The organism is Pseudomonas shiyinii, from assembly GCF_056725765.1.
Genome location: NZ_CM161522.1, coordinates 1,620,320 through 1,644,415 on the forward strand (window position 1 = coordinate 1,620,320; position 24,096 = coordinate 1,644,415).

The following is a 24,096-nucleotide window of genomic DNA, read 5'->3' on the forward strand; positions in this document are numbered from 1 at the left end:
GCGATAGGGCCGGGACACTTCAACCCAACACTTTCCCCGCCACTTCATCCACCGCTGCCTTGGTGATGACCACGATGCGCTCGGCATCTTGCTTGTCCAGCACCAGCGGTGGGGCAAAGCCGAGGATGTCGCCGTGGGGCATGGCGCGGGCGATCATGCCGCGTTCCAGGCACGCTGCCGACACCTGCGGGCCCACCTTCAGCGCCGGGTCGAACGCAGTGCGGGCCTCGCGGTCGGCCATGAATTCCACCGCGCAGAGCATGCCGTCGCCGCGCACCTCGCCCACCAGCGGGTGGCCCTCGAAGGTTTCGCGCATGCGCTGATTGAGGTAGGCGCCGACCACCTCGGCGTTGCCGGTCAGGTCCTCGCGCTCGAGAATGTCCAGGTTGGCCAGGGCCGCCGCGGCGCAGATCGGGTGGCCCGAGTAGGTCCAGCCGTGGCCCATGGGGCCCGCCTTCTGCGAGCCTTCCTCGATCACGCTCCATACCTTCTCGCCGACGATCACTGCCGACAGCGGTGCATAGGCGCTGGTCAGGCCCTTGGCGGTGGTGATCAGGTCCGGGCGGATACCGTAGCGCTGGCTGCCCATCTTCGAGCCCAGGCGGCCGAAGGCGCACACCACTTCGTCGGCGATCAGCAGCACGTCGTAGCGGTCCAGCACGGCCTGGATCGCCGCCCAGTAGCCCTTGGGCGGCACGATGATGCCACCGGTGCCCATCAACGGTTCGCCGATGAAGGCGGCGACCGTGTCGGGGCCTTCGGCGAGGATGAGCTTTTCCAGCTCGTCGGCGCAGTAGCGCACGAAGGCCTGCTCGTCCATGCCGGCGGGGGCCTTGCGGTACCAATGCGGGCAGACGGTGTGGGTGACGCCCGCCACCGGCAGGTCGAAGTGCTGGTGGAAGCTGGGCAGGCCGGTGAGGCTGCCGGTCATGATGCCCGAGCCATGGTAGCCACGGTCGCGGGAGATGATCTTCTTCTTGTTCGGGCGTCCGAGGATGTTGTTGTAGTAGCGCACCAGCTTGACCTGGGTCTCGTTGGCGTCGGAGCCGGAGAGGCCGTAGTAGACCTTCTTCATGCCCGCAGGCGCCCAGTCGATGATGCGGCTGGAGAGCTCGATGATCGCCTCGGTGGAGTGGCCCACGTAGGTGTGGTAGTACGCCAGCTCCTTGGCTTGGCGATGGATCGCGTCGGCCACTTCGATGCGGCCGTAGCCGATGTTCACGCAGTACAGGCCGGCGAAGGCGTCGATCAGTTCGCGGCCTTCGTGGTCACGCAGGCGGATGCCCTCGGCGCCGGTGATGATCCGCCCCTTGAGCGCGCCGCTGGCATGGTCATGGGCGTGGGTGGACGGGTGCATGAAGTGGGCACGGTCTTGCTCGAACAGCTGGTTGTATTCGGGGTTCATGGCAAACACTCCTTAGAATTGACCTTGGTGGTGCACGCAGAAATATTTGGTCTCGACGAAGGGCTCGAAGCCCTCGATGCCGCCTTCGCGGCCCAGGCCCGAAGCCTTCATGCCGCCGAACGGGATGGGATGGCCGGTGAACTTCACGCCGTTGACCGCGACCATGGCGTGGTCCAGGCGGCGGATCAGCGGGTGCACCACGTCCAGGCGGTTGGAGCAGATGTAGGCGGCCAGGCCGTACTCGGTGTCGTTAGCCATCTCGATGGCCTGTTCCAGGGTTTCGAAGGGCATCACCCCGGCGATGGGCGCGAAGTTTTCTTCCTGGTAGATGCGCATGGCCGGCGTCACGTCCGCCAGCACGGTGGGCTGGTAGAACCAGCCGCCCAAGGCATGGGCCTCGCCGCCCACCAGGCGGCGGGCGCCCTTAGCGATGGCATCCTCGACCCGCGCCACCGTGGCGTCGAAGGCGCCCTGGTGCATCAGCGGGCCGACGTCGGCCGGGGTCTCCTGGCCGTCGACCATCGCCGGCCCCACGCGCAGGGCCCGCACCGCCTCGGCGAAGCGCACGAGGAAGGCCTCGTACAGTGGGCGCTGGACCATGATGCGGTTGGCCGCGCAGCAGTCCTGGCCGGAGGTCTGGAACTTGGCGGCCACAGCGACCTTCACCGCCAGGTCCAGGTCGGCGTCGGCGCAGACGATGAAGGGGGCATTGCCGCCCAGCTCCAGGGCGACCTTCTTCACATCATCGGCCGCTGCCTGCAGCACCAGCTTGCCGACCCGGGTGGAGCCGGTGAAGCTGACCGAGCGCACCCGCGGGTCGCGCACCAGGGTTTCCATGGCCATCTGCGGCTCGCCGATAACTACGTTGAACACGCCCGGCGGCAGGCCTGCGTCCTCGGCCAGCTGGGCCAATGCCAGGGCCGAGTAGGGCGTCTCGTGGGCCGGCTTGACCACCACGGTGCAGCCGGCGGCCATGGCCGCGGCGGCTTTGCGGGTGATCATGGCGCTGGGGAAGTTCCAGGGCGTGAGCAGCGCGCACACACCTACCGGTTCCTTCACCGTGCCAAGGTCGGCGCCGGGGATATGGCTGGGGATGGTCTGGCCGTACAGGCGACGCGCCTGTTCGGCGAACCAGGGAATGAAGCTGGCGGCATAGGCGATTTCACCGCGTGCCTCGGCCAGGGGCTTGCCTTGCTCCTGGCTGAGGATGCGCGCCAGGGCCTCCTGGTGTGCGAGGATCAGTTCTCCCCAGCGGCGCAGCAGCGTCACACGTTCCTCCAGGCGCAGGTTGCGCCAGGGTGTGAAGGCGCGCTGGGCGGCGTCCACCGCAGCGACGATCTGCTCGTGGTCGAGCAGCGGCACATGGCCGATGGTCTGGCGGTTGGCCGGGTCGAGGACGGCGATGCTGCTACCGCTGGTGCTGTGCAGCCATTGGCCGTCCACGTGGCACAGTTGCTTGAACGGGTATTCGTCTGACATGAGCTGTTCTCCCATACCTCTTGTTGTCGTTGCGTCCGCTGGGGCTAGGCCAACACGTCGGCAATCACCGCCAAGGTGTCGCCGCACTGCACCAGCCCGGGGAAATGCCGGGCGGCCAGCAGGCCGTCGCGGCGTGCGCGGTATTCCACTGGTGCGCTGCCGGTGCGGCGAATGTCATGGATGCGGGCAATCACTTCGCCTTGGTGCACCTGCTCGCCCAGATCGCGGCACATTTCCAGCAGGCCGTCGTGCTCGCAGGCGATGAAGCAGTCGCCGTCGGGCATGTCGAGCATGATCGACTCGGCGGGCGTCACTTCGCCCTGGAGGATGCCGGCGTGCACCAGCAGGTTGCGCACGCCGCGCTCGGCCAAGGCGATGCTGCGTGCGGTCGAGGTGCCGCCGCCGCCCAGTTCGGTGGTGACGAACACCTTGCCCTGGGCCTCGGCGGCAGTGTCGTACATGGCCTGGGCGTCGAGTTCGAGCATGCGCATGGCATAGGGCGCGGCGAATGCCCGCATGCCCGCTTCGCAGCGTGCCTGCTGGGCCTTGTCGGGCAGCACGTGGCAGGCAGCGAACGGCAGGAAGTCCAGGGTGCGGCCGCCGGAGTGGATGTCCAGCACCACGTCGGCCAGGGGCAGCAGGGTGCGCCGGAAGTAATCGGCGATCTTCTGCGTGACCGTGCCGTCGGGCTTGCCCGGGAAGCTGCGGTTGAGGTTGCCCTGGTCGATCGGCGATGTACGGGTGCCGGCATGGAACGCCGGGGTGTTCATGAACGGCACGATGATCACCCGGCCCGAAATCGCTTCGGCGCGCAGCTGCTGGGCCAGCTTGCACAACGCCACCGGGCCTTCGTACTCATCGCCATGGTTGCCGCCGGTGAGCAGGGCGGTAGGCCCTGCGCCGTGCTTGACCACGGTGATGGGGATCATCACCGCGCCCCAGGCCGAGTCGTCGCGCGAGTAGGGCAGCTTGAGGAAGCCGTGCTGTACGCCGTCGCGAGTGAAGTCCACGGTGCTGCTGATCGGGTTGGCCACCTCGGTGGCGGTGTCCGTGAATGCGTTCATGGCGTTAGTCCTTGACGAACAGCTGGCGCGGCACGTTGCACAGGGTTTCTACCCCGGTCTCGGTGATCAAAATGCTTTCGGTGATCTCCAGGCCCCAGTCGTCCATCCACAGCCCCGGCATGAAGTGGAAGGTCATGCCCGGTTGCAGCACGCTGGTGTCGCTGGGGCGCAGGCTCATGGTGCGCTCGCCCCAATCCGGCGGGTAACTGATGCCGATCGGGTAGCCGCAGCGGCTGTCCTTATGGATGCCGAACTTCTCCAGCACCTTGAAGAAGGCCCGGGCGATGTTGCCGGTGGTATTGCCGGGGCGGGCTGCTTCCAGGCCGGCGGCGATGCCCTCGACCACGGCCTTCTCGCCGTCGAGGAAGTGCTGCGGTGGCTTGCCCAGGTACACCGTGCGCGACAGCGGGCAGTGGTAGCGTTTGTAGCAGCCGGCGATTTCGAAGAAGGTGCCGGCGCCGCGGGTGAAGGGCGAATCGTCCCAGGTCAGGTGCGGGGCGCTGGCGTCGGCGCCGGTCGGCAGCAGGGGCACGATGGCAGGGTAGTCGCCGCCGTGGCCGTCCACGCCGAGGATGCCGCTGCTGTAGATCTCGGCCACCAGTTCGTTCTTGCGCATGCCCGGTTCGATACGCTCGAGGATGCGCCCGTGCATCTTCTCGACGATACGCGCGGCAATGCGCATGTAGTCGATTTCCTGGGGCGACTTCACCGCCCGCTGCCAGTTGACCAGCCCGGCGGCATCGCTGAAGGTCGCCTGGGGCAGCTGCCGGCACAGGGCCTGGTAGGCCGCGGCACTGAAGTAGTAGTTGTCCATCTCCACGCCGATGTTGAGCGCGCCCCAGCCCTTGGCCAGGATCACTTCCCGGCACAGGTAGTCCATGGGGTGACGTTCGCGCGACTGCACGTAGATGTCCGGATAGCCGACGATATTGTCGTGGCTCATGAACACCGTGCGCTTGGCGCCGTTGGCGTCCTGGCCGCGGCCGAACCAGATCGGCTCCCCGTCCAGCGCCAGCAGCACGCACTGGTGCACGTAGAACGACCAGCCGTCATAGCCGGTGAGCCAGGCCATGTTCGACGGATCGGTGACCAGCAACAGCTCCAGGCCCTGCGCCTGCATGGCGGCGCGGGTCTTGGCCAGGCGCTGGGCGTACTCTTGCCGACTGAACGGCAGGTTGACCACTGACTGAGACATTGCAATGCCCTCTGATGAGTGGGGTGGTGAGGTTCAACTGTTGAATGCCAGGCCCTTGCCTGCGGCGCGGGCGCGCTGGAAGGCGAAGTTGGCGATGGCGGTGTCCTGGGCGCCGGTGCCGGTCAGGTCGCACAGGGTGACCTGGCTGGCATCGGTGCGGCCGGGTTGCTGGCCGGCGACCACCTGGCCGAGTTCGCACAGGGCGGCCTCGTCGGTGACCGTGCCGGCGCGCAAGGCGTGGTGTAGCTCGCCCAGTACGCGGGTCTGGCCGAGGCGGTCGGCGACATAGCGGTCGACCTGGGCCAGCACTTGCGGGGCGATCTCGTTCTTGTGCTCGGCGTCCGACCCCATGGCGGTGATGTGCAGGCCCGGTTGCAGGTGACGGGGCTGGATCAGCGGTTCGCGGCTGGGCGTGCAGGTGAGCGCGATGTCCACGCCCTGCATGGCCTGGTCGATGCTGTCGCACAGCGCCAGTTGCAACGTGCCGTCGCGGCCCAGTTCATCGGCCAGCGCCGCGGCCTTGGCCGGGTCGCGGGCCCACAGCTGCACCCGCTCGATCGGCCGCACCAGGCGCAGCGCCTGCAGTTGCAGGCGGGCCTGCTCGCCACTGCCGATCAGGGCCACGCAGCGGCTGTCCTCGCGGGCCAGCCAGCGCGCCGCCACCGCGCCCGCCGCGGCGGTGCGCACGGCGGTGAGGTAGCCGTTGTCCAGCAGCAGGGCGTCGAGCAGGCCGGTGCGTGCCGAGAGCAGCATCATCATGCCGTTGAGGCTGGGCAGGCCAAGGCTGGGGTTGTCGAAGAAGCCCGGGCTGACCTTGATCGCGAAACGCTCGATGCCCGGCAGGTAGGCGGTCTTCACGTCCACCTCACCGTTGTGCTCGGGCACGTCCAGACGCAGGATCGGCGGCATGGCCACGTTGGCCGTGGCCAGCAGGGCGAAGGCCTGCTCGACGGTATCGACCGCGGCGCGGTCGAGGGTGATGCAGTCTCGCAGGTCGGCTTCGTTGAGCAAGGTGATGGCCGGCATCGGTGAACCTCCAGTGAGCGAAAAGGGAAAACCTCAGGCGTTGTCGCCGTTCATCACCCGTAGGTGCTGGGCGGTGTCGACGTTGCGCCCGCTGACCACCACCACGATCGGCCCGCGCGCCGGCACCAGGCCGTCGAGCAGGGCGGCGATACCCACCGCGCCGGCCCCTTCTAGCACTTGGCGCTCCTGGTGGTAGGCATGGCGCAGGCCCGCTGCGATGGACGCTTCCTCGAGCAGGTGCAGATGGTCGAGCAGGCGCTGGGTGAGGGCGAAGGTATGGCGGTTGTCCAGGCCTATGCCGCCGCCCAGGGAGTCGGCCAACGTCGGCAGCTCCTGCACCTCGAGCGGATGCCCGGCCTGCAGGCTGGCGTGCATGGCGGCACCCCGGCGCATGCTGATGCCATGGGTGGTGATGGCCGGGTTGAGGCCCTTGAGGGCCAGGGCCACGCCGGCGAACAGGCCGCCGCCGGAGAGGGGCACCAGTACCTGGCTGACGTCGGGCAACTGTTCGATGATCTCCAGGCCCAGGGTGCCCTGGCCGGCAATGACGGCAGGGTGGTCGAAGGGCGGCACCAGCGCGGCGCCCTGTTCCTCGGCATGACGCTGGGCGGCGTGCTGGGCGTCGTCCTGGGAGAGGCCGACGATGCACACTTCGGCGCCCAGGTCGCGAATCGCCTGGACCTTGTTGGCCGGCACCAGCTGCGACAGATAGATGGTCGCCTGCACGCCCAGTTGCGAGGCCGCGAAGGCCAGCGCCCGGCCATGGTTGCCGGTAGAGGCGGTGACCACGCCGCGTGCCCGTTGCTGTTCACCCAGGCAGGCCACGGCGTTGCTCGCGCCGCGCAGTTTGAAGCTGCCGGTGAGCTGCTGGGATTCGAGTTTCAGGTACACCGGCACGCCGACCAGGCGGCTCAGGCTCGGCGAATGTTCCAGCGGCGTGCGACGCACGAGCCCCTGGATGCGCTGGTGGGCAAGGTGGATATCGTGAAGCGAAAGCTCTGACATGACCGCATCCCAACGAGTGACCGGGTGTTGGGCGGAGTCTAAGAGCGGCAAATTGTCGTGATGAATGTACTAGGTCAATTTGCCGGACATTTTTTCGGACCGCCGTCGAGGCAGCGATCCCAGTACCCTGTGGGAGCGGGCTTGTCCCGCGATTAGGCCGGGCCCGATATCACCGTCGCCTGGCAAGGGCTTCGCCCTTGATCGCGGGACAAGTCGGACCGCCGCACCGCCGCTCCCGCAGGGGCTGCATTGGCCGCTTGTTCTCTGCGCGACAGCGCAGCCCGAAGGGCTGGGTAATCTCCCACAGGCCTCTGCTAAATCAATGGGTTACATAGGCCGCAGCGGCCCTGGTCACAGTTCATGGATCTGCGGGTATTGCCCGAACAGTTCATGCATGTCGGCCAGCGCCTGGCGCATCTTGGCATCCGAGCACTCGGCGCCTACGCACAGTCGCACCGCCCGTGGCCGCGGCGTGCCGCGCACCAGGAACGGCTCCGGCGGGGTCACCGCGATGTGCCGACGGCGCAATGCCCGCACCAGGCTGTCCACCTCCCAATGGGCGGGGATCCCCAGCCAGGCCCCCAGCGCCTGGGCTGGGTTGCCCAGCAGGTAGTCACCCAGGTGCTCGCGCAGCATCGCCTGCCGCCCACTGATCAGCTTGCGCTGCAATTCGGCCAGCTGCGCCGCGCGCCCATCGTTGATCCAGCGTGTGGCGATCTCCGCCACCAGCGGCGTGGCCATCCAGCTGTTGACCCGCAGGATGCTCTCGGTGCGCAGCGCCAGGCGCTTGGGCATGGCCAGGTAGCCGACCCGCAGCCCGGTGAGCACCGATTTGGTCATGCTGGTGCAATAGAACGACAGCTCCGGCGCATAGTGGCTGATCGGCCGGGCGCGGCGTTCGCCCAGCAGTGGCCCGTACACATCGTCCTCGATGATGTGCACGCCAAAGCGTCGGGCGATGGCGGCGATCTCCCGGCGGCGGGCGTCGGGCATCAGGCTGGTGGTAGGGTTGTTGAGGTTCGGCGTGCACACCAGTGCGGTGACCCGCTCGTTGCTGCAGATATCCTCGAAATGCTCCGGGTCGATGCCGTCGCGGTCCATCTCCAGGCCCTTGAGCGTGAAACCCAGCACTTGGGAGTTGCCGATCACGCCGTGGTCGGTCAGGCCTTCGCAGAGCACCACGTCATCGGGCCCGGCCAGCGAGGCCAGGGCCAGGAAGATGGCGTGGGCCGCGCCGTTGGTGACCAGCACGTCGTCGCGCTCCACGGTCATGCCCAGGCCCGCCAGCCAGCGCACCGCTGCCTCGCGATGGCTTTCGAAGCCGGCGATGGGGCGGTAGGCGTGGATCCACGGCTGCTCTTCCTCCACGCTGAGCTCGGCGCAGGTCTCGCGCCAGATCCGCTCGTGCACCTGAGTGTGCAGGATGCGCGTAATGGAGAAATCCACCAGGGTGCGCTCGGGCAGGTCGATGATGTCGTCGGCCACCCGGTCGCTCATGCGCCGACTGACGAAACTGCCGCGGCCGATCTCGCAGCGTACCAAGCCCTGGCGCTCCAGTTCCTTGTAGGCATTGGTCACCGTCTGCACGCTGATCTCCAGGGCATCGGCGACATGCCGCTGGGGTGGCAGGCGCTGGTCGTGCACCAGTTCGCCGCGTTCGATCTCCCCGGTGATGGCCTGCACCAGCAGTTTGTACTTGGACTCGCCGATGCGTGCCGAATCGAGGACTTTCTTCCAGTTTTCCATGGGTATCGCTTCGCTGGCCGGGACTGCGCACAGCATCGCCTGTGCAGGATCTTCGGGCAATTGTCCTAGTGCAATGCCATCGCTGTTGAGGCTTTTGTATGCTCCGGCCCAAGGTCGACACCCGTTATACGAACAAGAGTCTGTCGGCCCGCCGGAACGCTCGGGCTGTGCACCGATCGAACGACACATCCGGCCTTCGCTGTTTTGCTCCACTGCCTCCTATACACACAGCCGTCACCGACGGTTTGATAACAAGACAGGAGATTCATTGATGAGCCAGCCTCCTTCCGCCAACGCGGTATCCCCCTTCAAGCGTCTGCTGGTGGCCTGTGCGGCCCTGGGCCTGGTCGCCAGTGCCCAGGCCACCACCCTGGAGACGATCAAGGAGAACAGCCGTATCCGCATCGGCTACGCCAACGAAACGCCGTTCGCCTTCACCGAGACCGACGGTCGGGTCACGGGCGAGTCGCCGGAGATCGCCAAGATCATCTTCCAGAAGATGGGCATCAAGCAGGTCGATGGCGTGCTCACCGAATGGGGCGCGTTGATCCCCGGGTTGCGCGCAGGCCGCTTCGATGTGATCGCCGCCGGCATGTATATCACCCCGGCGCGCTGCAAGCAGGTGATCTTCACCGACCCGCAGTACGCCTTGCCCGACACCCTGCTGGTGGCCGCCGGCAACCCGAAGAACCTGCACAGCTACGCCGACATCGCCAACAACCCCGAGGTGAAGCTGGCGATCATGGCCGGCACGGTCAACCTGGCCTATGCCCGCGATTCTGGCGTCAAGGACGAGCAGATCCTCCAGGTGCCGGACACCACCGCCCAGTTGCAGGCCGTGCGCGCCGGGCGCGCCGATGCCGCAGTGGGCACCCAGCTGACCATGAAGGGCCTGGCGAAGAAAGGCGGCGAGAAGGTCGAGGCGATCGGCGACTTCAAGGACGACCCGGCCCACACCGGCTATGGCGCCCTGGCGTTCCGCCCCGAGGACAAGGACCTGCGCGATGCGGTCAATGCCGAGCTCAAGCGTTGGCTGGGCAGCGAGGAGCACCTCAAGGCCGTGGCCCCGTTCGGCTTCGACCGCTCCAACGTGACCGACAAGACCGCCGCCGAGCTCTGTGCCCAGCAATGAATCGAGGTGGCATGGCATCTGCCATGCCGTTCCCTGCGTAATCCGATTATTCAGGTCGAACCATGGGTGAATTGATACCGCTGTTACTGCAAGGGGCCTGGATCACCATCCAGGTCACATTCTTCGGCTCGTTGCTGGCGATCGTCGCCGCGATCCTCGCCGCCCTGGGCCGGCGCTCTTCGTGGCGCCCCTTGAGCTGGTTCTGCGTGGCCTACATCGAGCTGTTTCGCGGCACGTCGCTGCTGGTGCAACTGTTCTGGCTGTTCTTCGTGTTGCCGTTGCCGCCGTTCAACCTGGAGCTGAGCGCCTACACCGTGGCCATTGTCGGCCTTGGGCTGCACATCGGAGCCTACGGTGCCGAGGTGATGCGCGGGGCCATAGGCTCGGTGGCCAAGGGCCAATACGAGGCCTGCGTGGCGCTGAACATGCCGCCGGCCACGCGCTTTCGCCGCGTCATCCTGCCCCAGGCGCTGCTGGCGGCGATCGCACCGGGCACCAACTTGCTGATCGAGCTGCTCAAGAACACCTCCCTGGTGTCGTTGATCACCTTGTCGGACCTGAGCTTCCGTGCCCGCCAGCTGGACCAGGCGACCTTCCAGACCCTGGAGATCTTCAGCCTGACCCTGCTGCTGTACTTCGTCCTGGCGCAGGTCATCAATTTCGCCATGCGCGGCGTCGAACGACGCCTGGGCCGTGGTCGCCTGCGGGGGAGCCTGTCATGAACGTCTGGGACTGGAACTACGTCGCGCAGATCTTGCCCGACCTGCTGCAGGCCTCGCTCAAGACCCTGGGCATCACCCTGGTGGGCTTCATGATCGCCATCGTCCTGGGCTTGTTCCTGGCCATTGGGCGACGTAGCCGGCAAGTGGTCATCGCCTGGCCGGTGACCCTGCTGATCGAGTTCATCCGCAGCACGCCGCTGCTGATCCAGGTGTACTTCCTGTACTACGTGTTGCCCAACTATGGCGTGAACATGACCGCCATGCAGGCGGGCATCCTCGGTATCGGCCTGCACTACGCCTGCTACATCGCCGAGGTGTACCGCGGCGGGCTGGACGCCGTGCCGCGCAGCCAGTGGGAGGCCGTGGTGGCGCTGAACTTCGCCCCCTGGACCGCCTACCGCACGATCATCCTGCCCCAGGCCGTGCGGCCGATCCTGCCGCCGCTGGGCAACTACCTGATCGCCATGCTCAAGGACACCCCGGTGTTGTCCGCCATCACCGTGGTGGAAATCATGCAGCAGGCCAAGAACGTTGGCTCCGAGAGCTTCCGCTACCTGGAGCCGATCACCCTGGTCGGTCTTTTCTTCCTGGCCTTGAGCGTCGCTCTGGCCTACCTGGTTCGGCGCCTCGAAGTGCGCCTGGAGTTACGCTAATGATCGCGCCTGTCTCGAACCTCGCCACCCTTGCCACCAGCCCCCAGCAGCGGGACCACGCCATGCCGGAACCGACCATCGCCCAGCCGATCGTCGCCTTCCGCGACGTGACCAAGCGCTACGGCAACTTCACCGTGCTCGATGGCCTGAACCTGGAAGTCGCCCCGGGCGAAAAAGTGGCGATCATCGGCCCCAGCGGCTCCGGCAAGTCCACTCTGCTGCGTGTGCTCATGACCCTTGAAGGGATCGACCAGGGCATGATCGAGGTGGATGGCGAGTCGCTGACCCACATGCCCGGGCGCAACGGTGGCCTGGTCAGTGCCAACGAACGCCACGTTCGCCGCGTGCGTGCGAAGATCGGCATGGTGTTCCAGAGCTTCAACCTGTTCCCGCACATGAGTGCCCTGCAGAACGTCATCGAGGCACCGGTTCAGGTGCTGGGCGTCAAGCCTGCCGAGGCCCGTGAACGTGCCGCCGAGCTATTGGAGATGGTGGGGCTGGGCACCAAGTTCGATCACTACCCCTCGCAGCTTTCCGGTGGCCAGCAGCAGCGCGTGGCGATCGCCCGGGCCCTGGCCATGCGGCCGAAGGTGATGCTGTTCGACGAGGTGACATCGGCGCTGGACCCCGAGCTATGCGGGGAGGTCCTGAATGTGATCCGCCGGCTGGGCAGCGAGCACAACCTGACCATGCTCATGGTCACCCACCAGATGGGTTTCGCCCGCGAGTTCGCCGACCGGGTGTGCTTCTTCTACAAAGGCCAGATCCATGAACAGGGCACGCCGGCCCAGCTTTACGAGAACCCCCAGCAGGAGCGGACCCGGGCGTTCCTGAGCGCGGTCAGGGAGGCCAACTGACGGGGTAAAGCCATTCGCGGGTTCGCTCCTAGAGGCTCAGCGCCACCTTGTGGGAGCGGGTTTACCCGCGAAGCAGGCGACGCGATAGCGGCAGGGCAGCCGCTACCGCGCCGTACGACTTCAGAGCTCCGTGGCCTGCGCCTCGGTGTGGGCGCGCTTGGTGGAGGATTTCTTCTCCTGCACGACGATGTAGAACTCCTCGCCATGCTTGACCGCACCGTAGAGCACGGCTTTCTCGATCAGCTCGGTGCCGCGCAGGTGGCGCAGCATCATCGGGTCCTTGCGCAGGTCGCGGTACAGCGCCAGGCACAGCAGCACCATCACGATGACGAAGGGCAGTGACACGACGATGGTCAGGTTCTGCAGGCCCGTCAGGGCCTCGCCCGGGTTGTTCGGGTCGCCGATGGCCAGCATGATCGCCGCCACCGTGCCGGTCAGGGCGCCCCAGAAGATCACCGTGGCACGAGACGGGTCGGTGGTGCCGCGCTCGGACAGCGTGCCCATCACCAGGGAAGCGGCGTCTGCGCCGGAGACGAAGAAAATGCCCACCAGGACCATCACCAGTACCGAGGTTACCGAGGCCCACGGGTAGCTTTCCAGCAACTGGTACAGCGCATGGTTGCTGTTCACCGCGCCATTGACCAACTGGTAGGTGCCTTCCTGCAGGGCGTCGATGCCGGCGCCGCCGAAGACGGTGAACCAGATCAGGCTCACCAGGCTCGGCACCAGCAGCACGCCAGTGACGAACTGGCGGATGGTGCGGCCGCGGCTGATGCGGGCGATGAACATGCCCACGAACGGTGTCCAGGAGATCCACCAGGCCCAGTAGAACACGGTCCAGCCGGCCAGCCAGCTGTCCATCTGTTCGCCGCCGCTGGCACTGGTGCGGGCCATCATCTGCGGCAGCATTTCGATGTAGACGCCGATGGAGGTCGGCAGCAGGTTCAGCATCAACAGGGTCGGGCCGACGATGAAGGTGAACAGCGCCAGCGCCAGGGCCAGCACCATGTTGGTGTTGGACAGCCACTGGATGCCCTTGCCGATGCCCGAGACCGCCGAGGCGACGAAGGCCACGGTGAGCAGGGTGATGATCGAGATGTAGAAGATCTTGCCCGGGTGTTCGATCCAGCCGTTGTACTCCAGGCCGCCGGCGATCTGCAGGGCGCCCAGGCCCAGCGAGGCGGCCGAGCCGAACAGAGTGGCGAAGATCGCCATCATGTCGATCAGGCGACCGATGGGGCCGTTGGCGTGGCGGCCGATCAACGGACGGAATGCCGTGGAGATCAGTTGCGAACGCCCGCGGCGGAAGGTGCCGTAGGCGATCACCAGGCCGACGATCGCATACATGGCCCAGGGGTGCAGGGTCCAGTGGAACAGCGTGGTGGCCATGGCCACCTGCATCGCCTCGCTGCTTTGCGCCGCGGCGGTGCCGGGCGGCGGGGACACATAGTGCGACAGCGGTTCGGCCACGCCGAAGAACATCAGGCCAATGCCCATGCCGGCGCTGAACATCATCGCCACCCACGACACGGTACGAAACTCGGGGCGTTCGCCATCACGTCCCAGCGGCACCTTGCCGTAGCGGCTCGCCGCCAGCCATAGCACGAACACCACGAACAGCGTGGAAGTGAGGACGAAGAACCAACCGAAGTTGACGATGACCCAGGACTGGGCCGTGGAGGCGCTGGCCGCGAGGCTTGCCTGGCTGACGAAGCCCCATATGACGAATGCGATTGCGAGGATGCTGGTGATGCCGAAGACGATCCAGTCGATCTTGCCCTCCAGGTGACGATCCCGTTTGGCCTCTTCGGTCTGCGAAGGGTCCGTCACGCCAAGCGCGAGGGTTTCAACGTTCTCTTCCGTTGCCATAGTGTAATAACGCCCCTTTGGTGGGTGCCTTGCCGCTGCAGGTTGTAGTTTTTTTAAGCGTGCCGCTGTGCATCGACAGCCGCCCCGGAACCAGGCCGTGCTGTCGAGGCGGGATTATCCTGCTGAAAAAAGGGGGCTTCCTGTCCCAAGACCGTCCTGACACGTCCTTGTAACGACGCCGTGGCCAGCTGTCGATTTGGCTGTGCGCCGTTCGACCATGAACAGGGGCGGCATATCGGCGGCCCAGAACTGGAGATCACACCATGCGCAAGCTCATCGTTGCCGCATTCGTTTCGCTCGACGGCGTCATGCAGGCCCCTGGCGGTCCGAGCGAAGACCTGAGCGGCGGGTTCCGTTTCGGCGGCTGGCTCGTGCCCTATGCCGACCAGGCCTTCGGCCAGGCCATCGATGCGTTGTTCGCCGAGCCGTTCGAGCTGCTGCTGGGGCGGCGCACCTACGACATCTTCGCCGGTTACTGGCCGCGTATCGGCGCCGAATCGAGCGATCACATGATCGCCGAGGTGTTCAACCGTATCCCCAAGCATGTGGCCACCCACCATCCCGCAACCCTGGAATGGCACAACAGCCATGGGTTGCAGGGCGATATCCGGGAGGCCGTGGGTGCGCTCAAGCGGCAAGCGGGCGACCGTTTGCTGACCCAGGGCAGTAGTGAACTGGTGCAGCAGCTGCTGGCGGCGGGGCTGGTGGATGAGTTGCTGCTGATGGTCCACCCGATCCTGCTGGGCGCGGGCAAGCGCCTGTTTGGCGACGATGCCCAGCCGGCAGCCTTTACCCTGGCAGACTCGACCGCGACGCCGAGCGGCGTGCTCATCAGCCGGTATGTGCGCAGCGGCGAGGTGCGGACCGGGTCGTTCGACTAGCGCCGGTGAGGAAGCAGGGCGGCTGCAGGACAGCCCAATCGCCGGCAAGCCGGCTCCCACCTGTCCTGCGCTGTGTTCAGAGGCACCGCCATACCTGTAGGGCTTGCCAGCGATAGGGCCGGGGCAGGCAAGCCATACAGTCGTTGCTCCCACCTGTCCTGCGCTGTGTTGAGAGGCACCGCCATACCTGTGGGAGATTCTATGGTTGTGGGCAAGCATTTTTAGCTGTTCTGGTGACGTATTCGCCCTGGCTCTTCAGTAGGGCGAATGCGACTCTGGCGAGCTTTCTGGCCAAGATCACCAGGGCCTCAGTAGTGGCCTTACCCTTGCCCCTATGGTGTGCATAAACGTCTTTCCAGACCGCTGATCGACTAGCTGACATGGCCGCATTGTGCAAAAGGCGTCGTATCTCAGAACAACCCCGTTTGGTGAGCCGCCGACGGCCAGTTTTTTGCCCGGAGTCAGAGATTTGCAAGTCCATGCCCAAGAAAGCGATGAATGAATCACCATTCTTGAAATCCCCCCGGATAAACGCTGTCACCAACCCCACAGCGGTCAAAAATCCGATGCCTTCTATCTTTTGGCAACGGGCGACCTGCTCGCTTAATCCTGCTTCGCGTACCAACTCCTTGAGCTTTTTCTGAAGCAGTACATCGAGTTTCTCCATGCTCTTGGCAAAGGATTTGAACACGGTCTCAAGGCTTCTCTCATTGGACCAGCTTTGCGTCAAGGCGGTGCGTGCCGAGACCAGCGAGGCGCGGCGACGCAGAAGGCTCTGGAGCTTGCCGTAGACGGCTGGAGGTGGGCTCCAAGGACGTAGTCCACTGCCTTCGCGGGAAAGATAGCGAGAGAGTAGATAAGCGTCAGAGGCGTCCGTCTTCACCCGACCACCGACGCTCTTTCGATAGTTACTGAGCTGGAAGCCATCGACCACGTAGACTTCAAAGCCTTTTTCATAAGCCATCTCCACCAGGTCGAGATGGTAGGTATTCGTTGCTTCGACGCAGATAGCGGTATTGGCGGGTTGTTGTCCCAGCCATTTCTTGATTTCGGGTTTGGTATTTTTCAGCGAGGACTGTTCATCACGGTCTTCGAAATGGACAACCAATTCGACTTTGGCCACATCCACACCAATGATGAATTGGCTTACCTGCATTGCCATTGGCCACACTCCCACGTATGGTTTTTCTGCTTGGAGGGGTTTTCACCAAGAGGCGCTGGCTTGCTTCTATCGTCGCTTGCAAACGATGCATTCTTTATCGGCGCTTTGGTGAAGGGGTGGGGCGATGTCTCCCACGGTCTGTACTGCGGCTAACAGTCAGAATCGGCTTTTTCGTCCCACCACCCCTTCAAGTATCACCATACAAGCCGGCTTGCCGGCGATTGGGCCCGGTGGCCCAGTGCAAAAAAAAAAGCCGCACCTTGTCAGGTGCGGCTTTGTCGAGCAGGCCTCTGGCCTTAGCGGTCGTTCTTGGTGGATGAGTCCACCGCGTTCGACAGCCCTTTGCTGTTGTGCGTACCCGGCGTGGTGCCGGAGATCGCAGTGGCTTTGGTCAGGCCGCGGGTGTCTTTCGACTGGGCGATGCCCGAGGTGGCAGTGCCGTGGCCTTTGCTGTCGTTACGGTCCTGACCATAGTGGTTGCCGCTCAGGCCGTGGTCACGGGACGCCTTGCCGGCATGCCCGTCGGATTTGCCCAGGCCCAGGCCACCGTCACCATGCCCAGCGCCGAGGCCGCCGCCGTGTCCACCACCGTGGCCGCCGCCATGACCACCGCCGCCGCCGTGGCCACCACCACCGCCACCACCACCGCCGCCACCTTTGGCATAAGCCGACGCGATCGGTGACATCTCAGCAGGCAGGAAGGCTGTGGTGCCCAATACCAGTGCAAAAGCAGCCACGGCAGCCAGGGTTTTCTTCATGATTTAAACGCCTCCAGGGGCGAGTGTTGTGATGTGTCCTATGGACAGGTCGCGGCGACTTTTGTTCAAAGCCGCCCGACGAAATAACCGGCCTGGTCAATCCTCCAGGAAGACCATGCGCGGCGGTGCGTGCATGAGGAAATCGCGGTGGGAGATATTCCAGGCATAGGCGCCGGCCAGGGTGAACACCAGCAGGTCGCCGACCGCCAGTGCCGGTATCGGCTGGCGACGGGCCAGCACGTCCTTGGGCGTGCACAACTGGCCGACCAGGGTGACGGTCTGCTCCTCTATTTCCGCGCACTGGTCGCCCCGCACCACCACGAACGGGTGGTCGTGCCCCTGGGCTGCCGGGGTGCGGAAATGGTGGGTACCGCCGCGGGCGATGGCGAAGTACTCGCCGTGGTTGCGCTTGATGTCCAGCACTTCCATCGCGTAGTAGCCACAGGGCGCAGCAATGTAGCGGCCGATTTCGAACCGCAGGCGCACATCCGCCATGCCTTCCTCGGCCACCAACTGATGCAGGGCATCGCAGAAGCCTGGCCAGTCGAAGGAGCCGTGCGGGTCCCGGTAGTCGATGCCCATGCCGCCCCCGACGTTCAGCAGCGTGAGCGGCAACTGAGCGTCCTGGGCGATGCGGCGGAAGGTGCGGCAGTAGGCGCGGATCAACTGCAGGTGGGCCGCCACGTCGAGCTGGTGGGAGAGCAGGTGGAAGTGCAGCCCCTTGAGAGTGAGCAACGGTTCCTCGCACAGCACGACCAGGGCCTGGTCGAGCGCCTCTTCATCCAGGCCGAAGGGGGTCGGTTTGCCGCCCATCACCAGGCGACTGTCAGGGGCTTCGTCGAGTTTCAGGTTCAGGCGCAGCAACAACGGAATGGCTTGCCCGGTTCTTCGGGCCAGGGCCGCCAGGCGGCGCAACTCGTGCAGGCTTTCCACATGGAAGGCGTCGAGGTTGCCGGCCAGGGCGGCTTCCAGCTCGCTTTCCAGTTTGCCGGGGCCACCGAAGATCAGCGGGTGCTCGGGGCAGTGCTGGCGCAGCCAGGCCAGCTCGCCGCCGGATGCTGCCTCGAAGCCATCGACCAAGGGCGCCAGGGTGCGCAGCACCGCGGCCTCCGGGTTGGCCTTGGCAGCATAGAACAGCTCGCAGTTGCCCGGCAGCGCGGCGCGCATGTCGCGCACCCGCTCGCGCAGGGCGGGCAGGTCATAGAGGTAGGCGCAGATGGGTTCCTGCTGCTCGCGGCGCAGGTCGGCGAGGGCATGGCTGATACGCGGTGGCAGGGTCATGCGCGGGCTCCGTGGAACAGGGGGTTGGGCAGGGCGGTGTAGCCGGCTTCGCGGTCGGCGCGCTGCAGCAGGCGGGTCATGAAGTTCTCCTTGCTGGGCAGGGTGGCGCCGGCACACAGCTCGCTGAGTTCGGCCGGGTTGCCCAGGTGTTCGCACTGCGCTTGCAGTTGCTGGCCGAGCTGGGTCCACAGGCGTTTCTCCAGCGCCGCGTCGCCGTCGGCGAGGTGGAACAGGGCCTCGCCCAGGTTATTGACCAGCGCGCAGTAGGCAACGCGTTTCCAGGCTTTGTCCGGGCTGTAGTACAGCGAGGCGCGTGTGCGCTCGTCGAGGTCGGCCAGGCGCTGCTCGGGCCAGAGCCCGGCCACCAGCTTGGTGCCTTCCAGGTCGCGTACCCACACCCGGCACGGCAGGCCGTCCTCGTCGAAGCCCAGCAAGGTGTTCTGCAGGTGCGGCTCAAGCACCACGCCTTGGCGGTACAGGCAATGCAATACGCCGCCGAGCAACAGCCCGGCATAACGCTCCAGCCACAGGGCGGCGGCATCCTCGCGGCTCAGGCCCAGGCGGGCGGCGCACTGGCGCAGGCGCGAGGTGCACATCCCGTGGCCATCCAGGCCCCAGGTGAACAGGGCCATGGCCACTTGCGGTTGGAAGGCCTCGCGGCTGGCGGCATCGAAGTTACTGCGATAGAGGATGCCGAAGCATTCGGTCACCTCGCGGGCCTCTTCGGCGCTGCCCAAGGCGCTCAGATCAAGGGTGCTGGCCGCCGGTTCCGGCATCAGGGCGAAGCCGGGCTGATGGACGGCCAGGTCGGCCATGGCCGGTTGCAGCAGGTGAGTCAGGGCGACGGCGCTGTCGAGCTCGTACCAGGCGTTCTTGCGGATGCAGTTGGTCAATCGCACGTGCACCGAGAACTTGAGGAAGTAGGCCAGCTCCGGGTGGTAGAGGGTGCGCACCGAGGAGGTCGGGTACAGCGGTACGCCGCGTGCGCCCTTGTAGGTCATCAGGCCCTGGGCCATGGCCCGTTGCACCAGCGGGTTGGCCAGGATGCGCTCCACCTCCCACGGGTGGCAGGGGTAGAGGTTGTCCTCGCCGCAGAGCTGGCGCAGGGTCGGGCGTGGGTCTTCGCCCAGGTGGCGCACCAGGGAGGGGGCCACTTCGAACCAGTGCAGCGAGAACTGTGCGCCCACTTCCGGCGAGCAGGCCAGCAGGTCGTCCAGGCCTACACCTTCACGGCTCTTGGGGGTGGGGTGCAGGGCATGGCCCCATACCTGGTGCTGCTCGGAGCGCAGCAGGCTGTCGGCGGGCTGACGGTGGGCCGGCACGGCATGACGCAGGAAGGTCTGGGTGATGCTCAGGCTGTTGTTGATCTGCTGCATCAGCTCGCCGTGACGCTCGGCGCAGGTCAAAGGCGCCAGCAGCAACTGGGCCAGCTCCAGGGCGCCCAGGGGGCGCCAGCCGTGGCCGTTGCCCTTGAAGTAGGGGGCGCTGGTGAAGCGGCAGCGCCCCAGCACGCTGGTGCGGTCGGCGGCCAGGGCCAGGCGCCCGCCTGGCAGGGTGATGCAGATGCGCTGGCCGGCGAGCTGGCGCAGGCTCATGGGCAGATCCTGGCCCTGGGCGTCGAGGCAGGCCTCGCCACGGGGCAGGGCGTATTCGCGTAGGTAGCAGTTGAGCAGGCACTCGATGGCGTGACGCTGGGCGTCACCGGCCAGGGCGTGTTCGTGCAGGGATGGGTAATCGGTGGCCAGGGTCATGCGGTGATCTCCCGTTGAGCGACAAGTAGAGGGCGGGCCAGCAGCAGCGCGGCGAATGCGGCGAGGCTGGCGACCAGGAACGGTGAAGCGATGCCAAGGCGTTGGCTGACCAGCCCCGCCACCACGCCGGCGGCGGCGCCGGCCCATTTGCCACTGGAGTCGAACCAGGCGAACAGGCGCCCGGCACTGCCCTGGTTGCGCCGCTGGCTGAGGCAGCGGTGCAGGCCGATGAAGGCGAGCAACATGCCCAGCCCGCCGAGCAGGCGCCAGGCGAACAGCAGCCACGGGTCGCTGGCGCCGAACTGCAGCACGTTGCCCAGAGCGAACAGCGCGAGCCCCGGCAGCAGCAAGTTGCTTTCATGGCGCTGGAACCACGGCAGGGCGATCAGGTAGACCAGGTGCGGCAGGGCGTAGAGCAGGCCGATCAGGGCATCGTTGCGCACCCCCAGGGCTTCGCCGTAGGGCACGAAGTAGGGGAAGGTGACGACCATGGCGAAGCAGAACAGGAACTGCACCACCAGCAGGCGCGGCAAGTCCTGGGGCAGCTCGCTGCCAGTGTCGCCGACTTTCTTGCGCGCCTTGGCCTGGCCGCGGTCGTCGGGCAGCGGCAGGATCAGCACGAACGCCAGCAGCGGCAGCCAGGCCAGCACACGGTACAGCTCCTGGCCCATGCCGCTGGCGGTGAGCAGGCCGAGCAGGATCGGCCCGCTGATCATCGCCAGGCGCGCCGAGTACTGGGTCCAGTTCAGGGCGCGCGACAGGTTGCCGTCGTTGAGCTGGGTGGCCAGGTAGGCATTGGAGGCCGCCATGGCGCCGCCGAAGGTGCCCTGGATCACCAGGGCCAGGGCGAACACCGCAAGGTTTGGGCTCAGGCCCGCGAGCAGAAAGCCTGCGGCCAGCCCGGCATGGGCGCGCAGCAGCGACAGCCGGCAACCGTGGCGATCCGCCAAGCGGCCCCAGATCGGCGCCGCCAGGGCGGTGCACAGCGTGGGCAGGACGAACAGCACGCCGATGCTCCAGCCCGGTGCGTCCGGCGCCAGGTCGGCGAGGATGCGTGGCAGGTACAGGGGCACGCCCAGGGCGGTGAACGCCGACAGGTAATGCCCCAGCAGCACGCTGAACATCAGGCGTCGGGACATGCCGGGCCCTCCAGCAGGAAGTTCCGGGCGCTGTAGCCATAGAACTTGTTGATGTCCTGAGCTCCGGACCAGGTTTTGCTGAACAGGCTGCCGGCACTGAGCAGGTACTTGACCGGCAGGTAGGGGCTGTCGAGCAGGAAGCGGCGTGCCTCGCCGCAGTCCAGGCCTTCGCCTTCGAGCTGTTCCAGGCAGGCGTGCAGGCGCTCGCGCAGGCGCTGGTACAACGCCTGGCGCGGGGCCAGCCCGGCTTCGGCGATGGCCTCAAGGGGGGCGACGATGTTCAGTTGCAGGGTGATGGTGGTGAACATCTCCGCCAGCGGCTCGAAACGCTCCACACGGATGCGTTCGTCGCGCAGGCCCTGGCAGCGTTCGGCCAGGTCCGGGCAGGTGGCCAGGAAACGATGCGGCCACAGGCGTGCGGCGTCGTTGTCCTTCATCAGCAGGCGCAGGGGCTGGCCCGCCTGGAACATCAGCACGGCGTTCTGCTGGTTGGCTTCCAGGGCGATGCCGTAGCGCAGCCACAGGCGCAGGTGCACCTGCAGCAGCAGGTCCAGGTACTGGTCCAGCCAGGCCAGCAGGTCGCCGCCATGGAAGCGCTCGGCCAGGGCCTGGACGAACAGTCGGCCATCCTCCAGCGGGCTGGCCAGGGCCGCCACCGGTACCAGGGTGGTCTGCTCCAGCCCTGCTGGGTAGTGGCGCACGATATAGGCCAGGTGCTTGTGCTCGCCGACGTGGCCGCCGTGCAGTTCGTCGACATGCCGGTAGCGGCCGGCCAGGGCCGGGTCGCGCTCGGCCAGGGCCTGCAGGATGCATTGGAAGGCATGGCCGTCATACAGGGTGCTGGGCTTGATCAAGCGCAGGTTGCGGGCCCCCAGGGTGCGGACCAGCAGCGGCAACTTGATGTGCCAGCGCGGCTGGTCGACACAGGCGACGGTACGCACCGAGAGGGTCGGCTGCACCCACAGCGCAGGAGCCGGGGCGCGCACGGCGCCGGCCGGCAGGCCATGGCGCTCGAGCTCCGGCCAGGTCATCGGGTGCACTGGCAGCAGCGCGTGGGTATGGGCCAGGGCCGGGTCCAGGCCCACCTCGGCGAAGCTTGGCCAATGCGCGGGTGGGGCGCAGGTCAGCGCCAGGTCGCCCTGAGGCACGGCCAGCCAGTTCAATTGCAGGCGTGGGGCGAACTCGGGCGCGTAGCGTTGCAGGGCGTCCTGGTCGAAGCCGCTCTTGGCGCGGGCGGTGGGGTAGAACGGGTGGTCGAGGTAGCTGGCCAGGCGGTCGATTTGCAGCAGGCGTGCGTCCCAGGTCGGCGCATCGAGCAACGCGGCCGGGTGCGTGCCTTGCTCAGCGCGAGCCTGTCGGCACAGGGTGCGGTGCGACACGGCGCAGTCGGCCTCCTCGCCGTAGGCGCGGAACAGCGCCAGGCTCTCGTCGTCCAGCCCCTGGCTCATCAGTGCCAGCCAGGCTGCGTGGCCACGCTCGTGCAGAACCTGGCCAGCCTGCTCGCGCAGCCAGGCGTCGCCGACCGCGCTCCAGGCCTGCAGCGCTGCTCCCCGGCGCACGGGCAGCCAGAGCTCGCCGATGTCCAAGTGGCTGACCTGCAGCCAGGTGTCGCCGGGTTGCGCCCATGCATGTGCGGCCAGCGCCGTGGGCAGCGGGCCAAGGCGGCCCTGGCTGACCAGGCCGCGGATGTCCTCGCGCAGGAAGCAGTCGATGATGCGTTGGCCGATGGCTGCCTGGTCGGTGCAGGCTTGGGCGGCATTCATGCGATCACCCAGCGCAGGTCGGCCAGGGTGGCCTGCAAGCGGGCCTGGAGGCGGGCATCGTCGCGCTCGATCAGGCGCAGCACGCCGATGTAGTCCTTGTTGGAATTGCTCAGGCGAATGTCATCACCGGCCTGGTGCAGGGCGCGATAGTCGTGCCAGTGGCCGTCACCTTCGTCCTGGAAGCTGCTGGGCGCCTCGCGCAGGTGTCCGGAGCGTTCAGCTACCAAGTAGTGCACCAGGGCATGGTTGTCGCCAGGTTGGGGTTCGGCGAGGGCCTCGTCCAGATGCAGGGCCAGGATGCGGTCGAACCAGCCTTGCGGCAGCAGGCGCTCTAGCAGGAACTCGCGGCCGTCGCCGATGCTGCGGTAGTTGATCTCCACCAGCACCGGGCCGTGGGCGGTGAGTATGAACTCGCTGTGGCAGACCCCGAAATTGATGCCGAACGCGGCCACCTGGGCCAGTGCTGCGGCACGGTGGGCCTGGCCCAGAGGGCCGTTCCAGCGGGCGGCCAGCTCGACGAAGTACGGGGGCTCGGACAGGCTCACATCGAAGCCGCCGATCGCCCTCAGGCGCTGGCCGTCACCGAGGGTCTCGAGGGTGAACAGGGGACCCTCCAGGTAGGCTTCCAGCAGCAGCGCGCGGCCCGGGTTGAGTTGCCAGAAACGCGTGCAGTAGGCGCTGAGCTCATCGGCACTGCGGCACAGCTGTACATCGAGGCTGGCAACGCCTTCCCGTGGTTTGGCCACCAGCGGGTAGCAGGCATCGTCGGGCAGCGCCGCGCCTGGGGTGAGGACATGGAACCAGGGGCTGGGCAGGCCGAGCTGCTGCAGGCGCTGGCGCATCGCGGCCTTGTTCTTGGCCGCGTGGCACAGGTGCCAGTCCTTGCCGGGGCAGCCGAAGGCCTCGGCCACCAGGGCGGTGGCGGTCTGCAGGTGGTCGCTGTTGGAAAACACCGCCCGGGGCGCCCAGCCGTGGGCATTGACCAGCTCGATCACCGCGAGCGGGTTGAACACGTCGCACTCATGGATCTGCAGGCGCTCGGCCGGGTAGCCGACGTTGGCCAGCAGGCGGCGGTGCTGCTGGGCATGGTCGGAGACCAGTACCACCGGCAGGTCCCGGGCCAGGGCCGCGGGCAGGAAACCTTCGGTGATGGCGGGGTGGGCGATGTGGGTGAGGATCACGAGCGGTCGTTGCATGTTGGCCTCCGA

General features: G+C 66.5%; 19 protein-coding genes and 1 pseudogene. 5 read left to right on the forward strand and 15 right to left on the reverse strand.

The features are described from left to right. Positions 1-19: 19 nt before the first annotated feature. The 7 genes from ACXHGZ_RS07475 to ehuR all read right to left on the reverse strand — a co-directional run bounded on the left by ACXHGZ_RS07475 (position 20) and on the right by ehuR (position 8,920). Positions 20-1,405, reverse strand: a complete 1,386-nt coding sequence (locus ACXHGZ_RS07475; protein WP_480463113.1) for an aspartate aminotransferase family protein — start codon at positions 1,403-1,405, stop codon at positions 20-22. Positions 1,406-1,417: 12 nt separating this feature from the next. Then, positions 1,418-2,884, reverse strand: a complete 1,467-nt coding sequence (locus ACXHGZ_RS07480; protein WP_480463114.1) for an NAD-dependent succinate-semialdehyde dehydrogenase — start codon at positions 2,882-2,884, stop codon at positions 1,418-1,420. 44 nt (positions 2,885-2,928) lie between these two features. Next, positions 2,929-3,948 (reverse strand): N(2)-acetyl-L-2,4-diaminobutanoate deacetylase DoeB, encoded by a 1,020-nt coding sequence (gene doeB, locus ACXHGZ_RS07485; protein ID WP_368829154.1) that lies wholly within the window; start codon positions 3,946-3,948, stop codon positions 2,929-2,931. Positions 3,949-3,952: 4 nt separating this feature from the next. Beyond that, positions 3,953-5,143, reverse strand: a complete 1,191-nt coding sequence (gene doeA / locus ACXHGZ_RS07490; protein WP_480463116.1) for an ectoine hydrolase DoeA — start codon at positions 5,141-5,143, stop codon at positions 3,953-3,955. A 33-nt stretch (positions 5,144-5,176) separates the two neighbouring features. Further along, the gene (gene eutC, locus ACXHGZ_RS07495) at positions 5,177-6,169 is read right to left on the reverse strand and encodes an ectoine utilization protein EutC (protein ID WP_480463118.1); all 993 of its coding nucleotides are present in this window, start codon (positions 6,167-6,169) and stop codon (positions 5,177-5,179) included. Between the two features lie 33 nt (positions 6,170-6,202). Then, positions 6,203-7,174 (reverse strand): hydroxyectoine utilization dehydratase EutB, encoded by a 972-nt coding sequence (gene eutB / locus ACXHGZ_RS07500; protein ID WP_084855742.1) that lies wholly within the window; start codon positions 7,172-7,174, stop codon positions 6,203-6,205. 351 nt (positions 7,175-7,525) lie between these two features. After that, positions 7,526-8,920 carry a MocR-like ectoine utilization transcription factor EhuR gene (gene ehuR, locus ACXHGZ_RS07505; RefSeq protein ID WP_084855741.1) on the reverse strand — a complete coding sequence of 465 codons (1,395 nt, stop codon included), beginning with the start codon at positions 8,918-8,920 and terminating at the stop codon, positions 7,526-7,528. A gap of 271 nt (positions 8,921-9,191) precedes the next feature. Here ehuR and ehuB point away from each other — a divergent pair, with 271 nt between their 5' ends. The 4 genes from ehuB to ehuA all read left to right on the forward strand — a co-directional run bounded on the left by ehuB (position 9,192) and on the right by ehuA (position 12,284). After that, positions 9,192-10,052, forward strand: coding sequence for an ectoine/hydroxyectoine ABC transporter substrate-binding protein EhuB (ehuB, locus tag ACXHGZ_RS07510; RefSeq protein WP_480463119.1), 861 nt, complete (start codon positions 9,192-9,194; stop codon positions 10,050-10,052). Between the two features lie 62 nt (positions 10,053-10,114). Beyond that, on the forward strand, positions 10,115-10,774 hold the full coding sequence (gene ehuC, locus ACXHGZ_RS07515; protein ID WP_084855739.1) for an ectoine/hydroxyectoine ABC transporter permease subunit EhuC: 660 nt from the start codon (positions 10,115-10,117) through the stop codon (positions 10,772-10,774). Further along, the gene (ehuD, locus tag ACXHGZ_RS07520) at positions 10,771-11,427 is read left to right on the forward strand and encodes an ectoine/hydroxyectoine ABC transporter permease subunit EhuD (protein WP_084855738.1); all 657 of its coding nucleotides are present in this window, start codon (positions 10,771-10,773) and stop codon (positions 11,425-11,427) included. The genes ehuC and ehuD overlap by 4 nt, the downstream gene beginning before the upstream one ends. Further along, entirely contained in the window at positions 11,427-12,284 is an 858-nt protein-coding gene (gene ehuA / locus ACXHGZ_RS07525) for an ectoine/hydroxyectoine ABC transporter ATP-binding protein EhuA (protein WP_480463121.1), read from the forward strand. The genes ehuD and ehuA overlap by 1 nt, the downstream gene beginning before the upstream one ends. A gap of 120 nt (positions 12,285-12,404) precedes the next feature. Here the strand turns inward: ehuA and ACXHGZ_RS07530 are convergent, their stop codons facing one another. Beyond that, a complete protein-coding gene (locus ACXHGZ_RS07530; RefSeq protein ID WP_084855736.1) occupies positions 12,405-14,153 on the reverse strand; it encodes a BCCT family transporter in 1,749 nt (582 codons plus the stop codon). 263 nt (positions 14,154-14,416) lie between these two features. On the opposite strand from ACXHGZ_RS07530, the gene ACXHGZ_RS07535 reads away from it, so the two are divergent. Beyond that, positions 14,417-15,034: a dihydrofolate reductase family protein gene (locus tag ACXHGZ_RS07535; RefSeq protein ID WP_480463123.1), complete on the forward strand. Its 618-nt coding sequence runs from the start codon at positions 14,417-14,419 to the stop codon at positions 15,032-15,034. 199 nt (positions 15,035-15,233) lie between these two features. Here the strand turns inward: ACXHGZ_RS07535 and ACXHGZ_RS07540 are convergent, their stop codons facing one another. The 7 genes and pseudogenes from ACXHGZ_RS07540 to ACXHGZ_RS07570 all read right to left on the reverse strand — a co-directional run bounded on the left by ACXHGZ_RS07540 (position 15,234) and on the right by ACXHGZ_RS07570 (position 24,084). Continuing rightward, positions 15,234-16,196 carry an IS110 family transposase gene (locus tag ACXHGZ_RS07540; protein WP_480459995.1) on the reverse strand — a complete coding sequence of 321 codons (963 nt, stop codon included), beginning with the start codon at positions 16,194-16,196 and terminating at the stop codon, positions 15,234-15,236. A gap of 296 nt (positions 16,197-16,492) precedes the next feature. Next, a pseudogene (locus tag ACXHGZ_RS07545) lies at positions 16,493-16,654 on the reverse strand (hypothetical protein); the annotation flags it as partial. Positions 16,655-17,050: 396 nt separating this feature from the next. Further along, positions 17,051-18,235, reverse strand: a complete 1,185-nt coding sequence (locus tag ACXHGZ_RS07550) for a type III PLP-dependent enzyme (protein WP_480463125.1) — start codon at positions 18,233-18,235, stop codon at positions 17,051-17,053. Then, a complete protein-coding gene (locus tag ACXHGZ_RS07555) occupies positions 18,232-19,986 on the reverse strand; it encodes an IucA/IucC family protein (RefSeq protein WP_480463127.1) in 1,755 nt (584 codons plus the stop codon). The genes ACXHGZ_RS07550 and ACXHGZ_RS07555 overlap by 4 nt, the downstream gene beginning before the upstream one ends. After that, a complete protein-coding gene (locus tag ACXHGZ_RS07560; RefSeq protein WP_480463129.1) occupies positions 19,983-21,125 on the reverse strand; it encodes an MFS transporter in 1,143 nt (380 codons plus the stop codon). Before ACXHGZ_RS07560 ends, ACXHGZ_RS07555 begins: the two co-directional genes overlap by 4 nt. After that, positions 21,110-22,888, reverse strand: coding sequence for an IucA/IucC family protein (locus ACXHGZ_RS07565; RefSeq protein ID WP_480463131.1), 1,779 nt, complete (start codon positions 22,886-22,888; stop codon positions 21,110-21,112). Before ACXHGZ_RS07565 ends, ACXHGZ_RS07560 begins: the two co-directional genes overlap by 16 nt. After that, positions 22,885-24,084, reverse strand: a complete 1,200-nt coding sequence (locus tag ACXHGZ_RS07570; RefSeq protein WP_480463133.1) for an ATP-grasp domain-containing protein — start codon at positions 24,082-24,084, stop codon at positions 22,885-22,887. The genes ACXHGZ_RS07565 and ACXHGZ_RS07570 overlap by 4 nt, the downstream gene beginning before the upstream one ends. Positions 24,085-24,096: the final 12 nt, after the last annotated feature.

What these genes read in the sequence shown, in the direction of transcription:
- ACXHGZ_RS07475 (WP_480463113.1), bottom strand. Translation starts at nt 1,405, where the DNA reads ATGAACCCCGAATACAACCAGCTGTTCGAGCAAGACCGTGCCCACTTC.
- ACXHGZ_RS07480 (WP_480463114.1), bottom strand. Translation starts at nt 2,884, where the DNA reads ATGTCAGACGAATACCCGTTCAAGCAACTGTGCCACGTGGACGGCCAA.
- doeB (WP_368829154.1), bottom strand. Translation starts at nt 3,948, where the DNA reads ATGAACGCATTCACGGACACCGCCACCGAGGTGGCCAACCCGATCAGC.
- doeA (WP_480463116.1), bottom strand. Translation starts at nt 5,143, where the DNA reads ATGTCTCAGTCAGTGGTCAACCTGCCGTTCAGTCGGCAAGAGTACGCC.
- eutC (WP_480463118.1), bottom strand. Translation starts at nt 6,169, where the DNA reads ATGCCGGCCATCACCTTGCTCAACGAAGCCGACCTGCGAGACTGCATC.
- eutB (WP_084855742.1), bottom strand. Translation starts at nt 7,174, where the DNA reads ATGTCAGAGCTTTCGCTTCACGATATCCACCTTGCCCACCAGCGCATC.
- ehuR (WP_084855741.1), bottom strand. Translation starts at nt 8,920, where the DNA reads ATGGAAAACTGGAAGAAAGTCCTCGATTCGGCACGCATCGGCGAGTCC.
- ehuB (WP_480463119.1), top strand. Translation starts at nt 9,192, where the DNA reads ATGAGCCAGCCTCCTTCCGCCAACGCGGTATCCCCCTTCAAGCGTCTG.
- ehuC (WP_084855739.1), top strand. Translation starts at nt 10,115, where the DNA reads ATGGGTGAATTGATACCGCTGTTACTGCAAGGGGCCTGGATCACCATC.
- ehuD (WP_084855738.1), top strand. Translation starts at nt 10,771, where the DNA reads ATGAACGTCTGGGACTGGAACTACGTCGCGCAGATCTTGCCCGACCTG.
- ehuA (WP_480463121.1), top strand. Translation starts at nt 11,427, where the DNA reads ATGATCGCGCCTGTCTCGAACCTCGCCACCCTTGCCACCAGCCCCCAG.
- ACXHGZ_RS07530 (WP_084855736.1), bottom strand. Translation starts at nt 14,153, where the DNA reads ATGGCAACGGAAGAGAACGTTGAAACCCTCGCGCTTGGCGTGACGGAC.
- ACXHGZ_RS07535 (WP_480463123.1), top strand. Translation starts at nt 14,417, where the DNA reads ATGCGCAAGCTCATCGTTGCCGCATTCGTTTCGCTCGACGGCGTCATG.
- ACXHGZ_RS07540 (WP_480459995.1), bottom strand. Translation starts at nt 16,196, where the DNA reads ATGGCAATGCAGGTAAGCCAATTCATCATTGGTGTGGATGTGGCCAAA.
- ACXHGZ_RS07550 (WP_480463125.1), bottom strand. Translation starts at nt 18,235, where the DNA reads ATGACCCTGCCACCGCGTATCAGCCATGCCCTCGCCGACCTGCGCCGC.
- ACXHGZ_RS07555 (WP_480463127.1), bottom strand. Translation starts at nt 19,986, where the DNA reads ATGACCCTGGCCACCGATTACCCATCCCTGCACGAACACGCCCTGGCC.
- ACXHGZ_RS07560 (WP_480463129.1), bottom strand. Translation starts at nt 21,125, where the DNA reads ATGTCCCGACGCCTGATGTTCAGCGTGCTGCTGGGGCATTACCTGTCG.
- ACXHGZ_RS07565 (WP_480463131.1), bottom strand. Translation starts at nt 22,888, where the DNA reads ATGAATGCCGCCCAAGCCTGCACCGACCAGGCAGCCATCGGCCAACGC.
- ACXHGZ_RS07570 (WP_480463133.1), bottom strand. Translation starts at nt 24,084, where the DNA reads ATGCAACGACCGCTCGTGATCCTCACCCACATCGCCCACCCCGCCATC.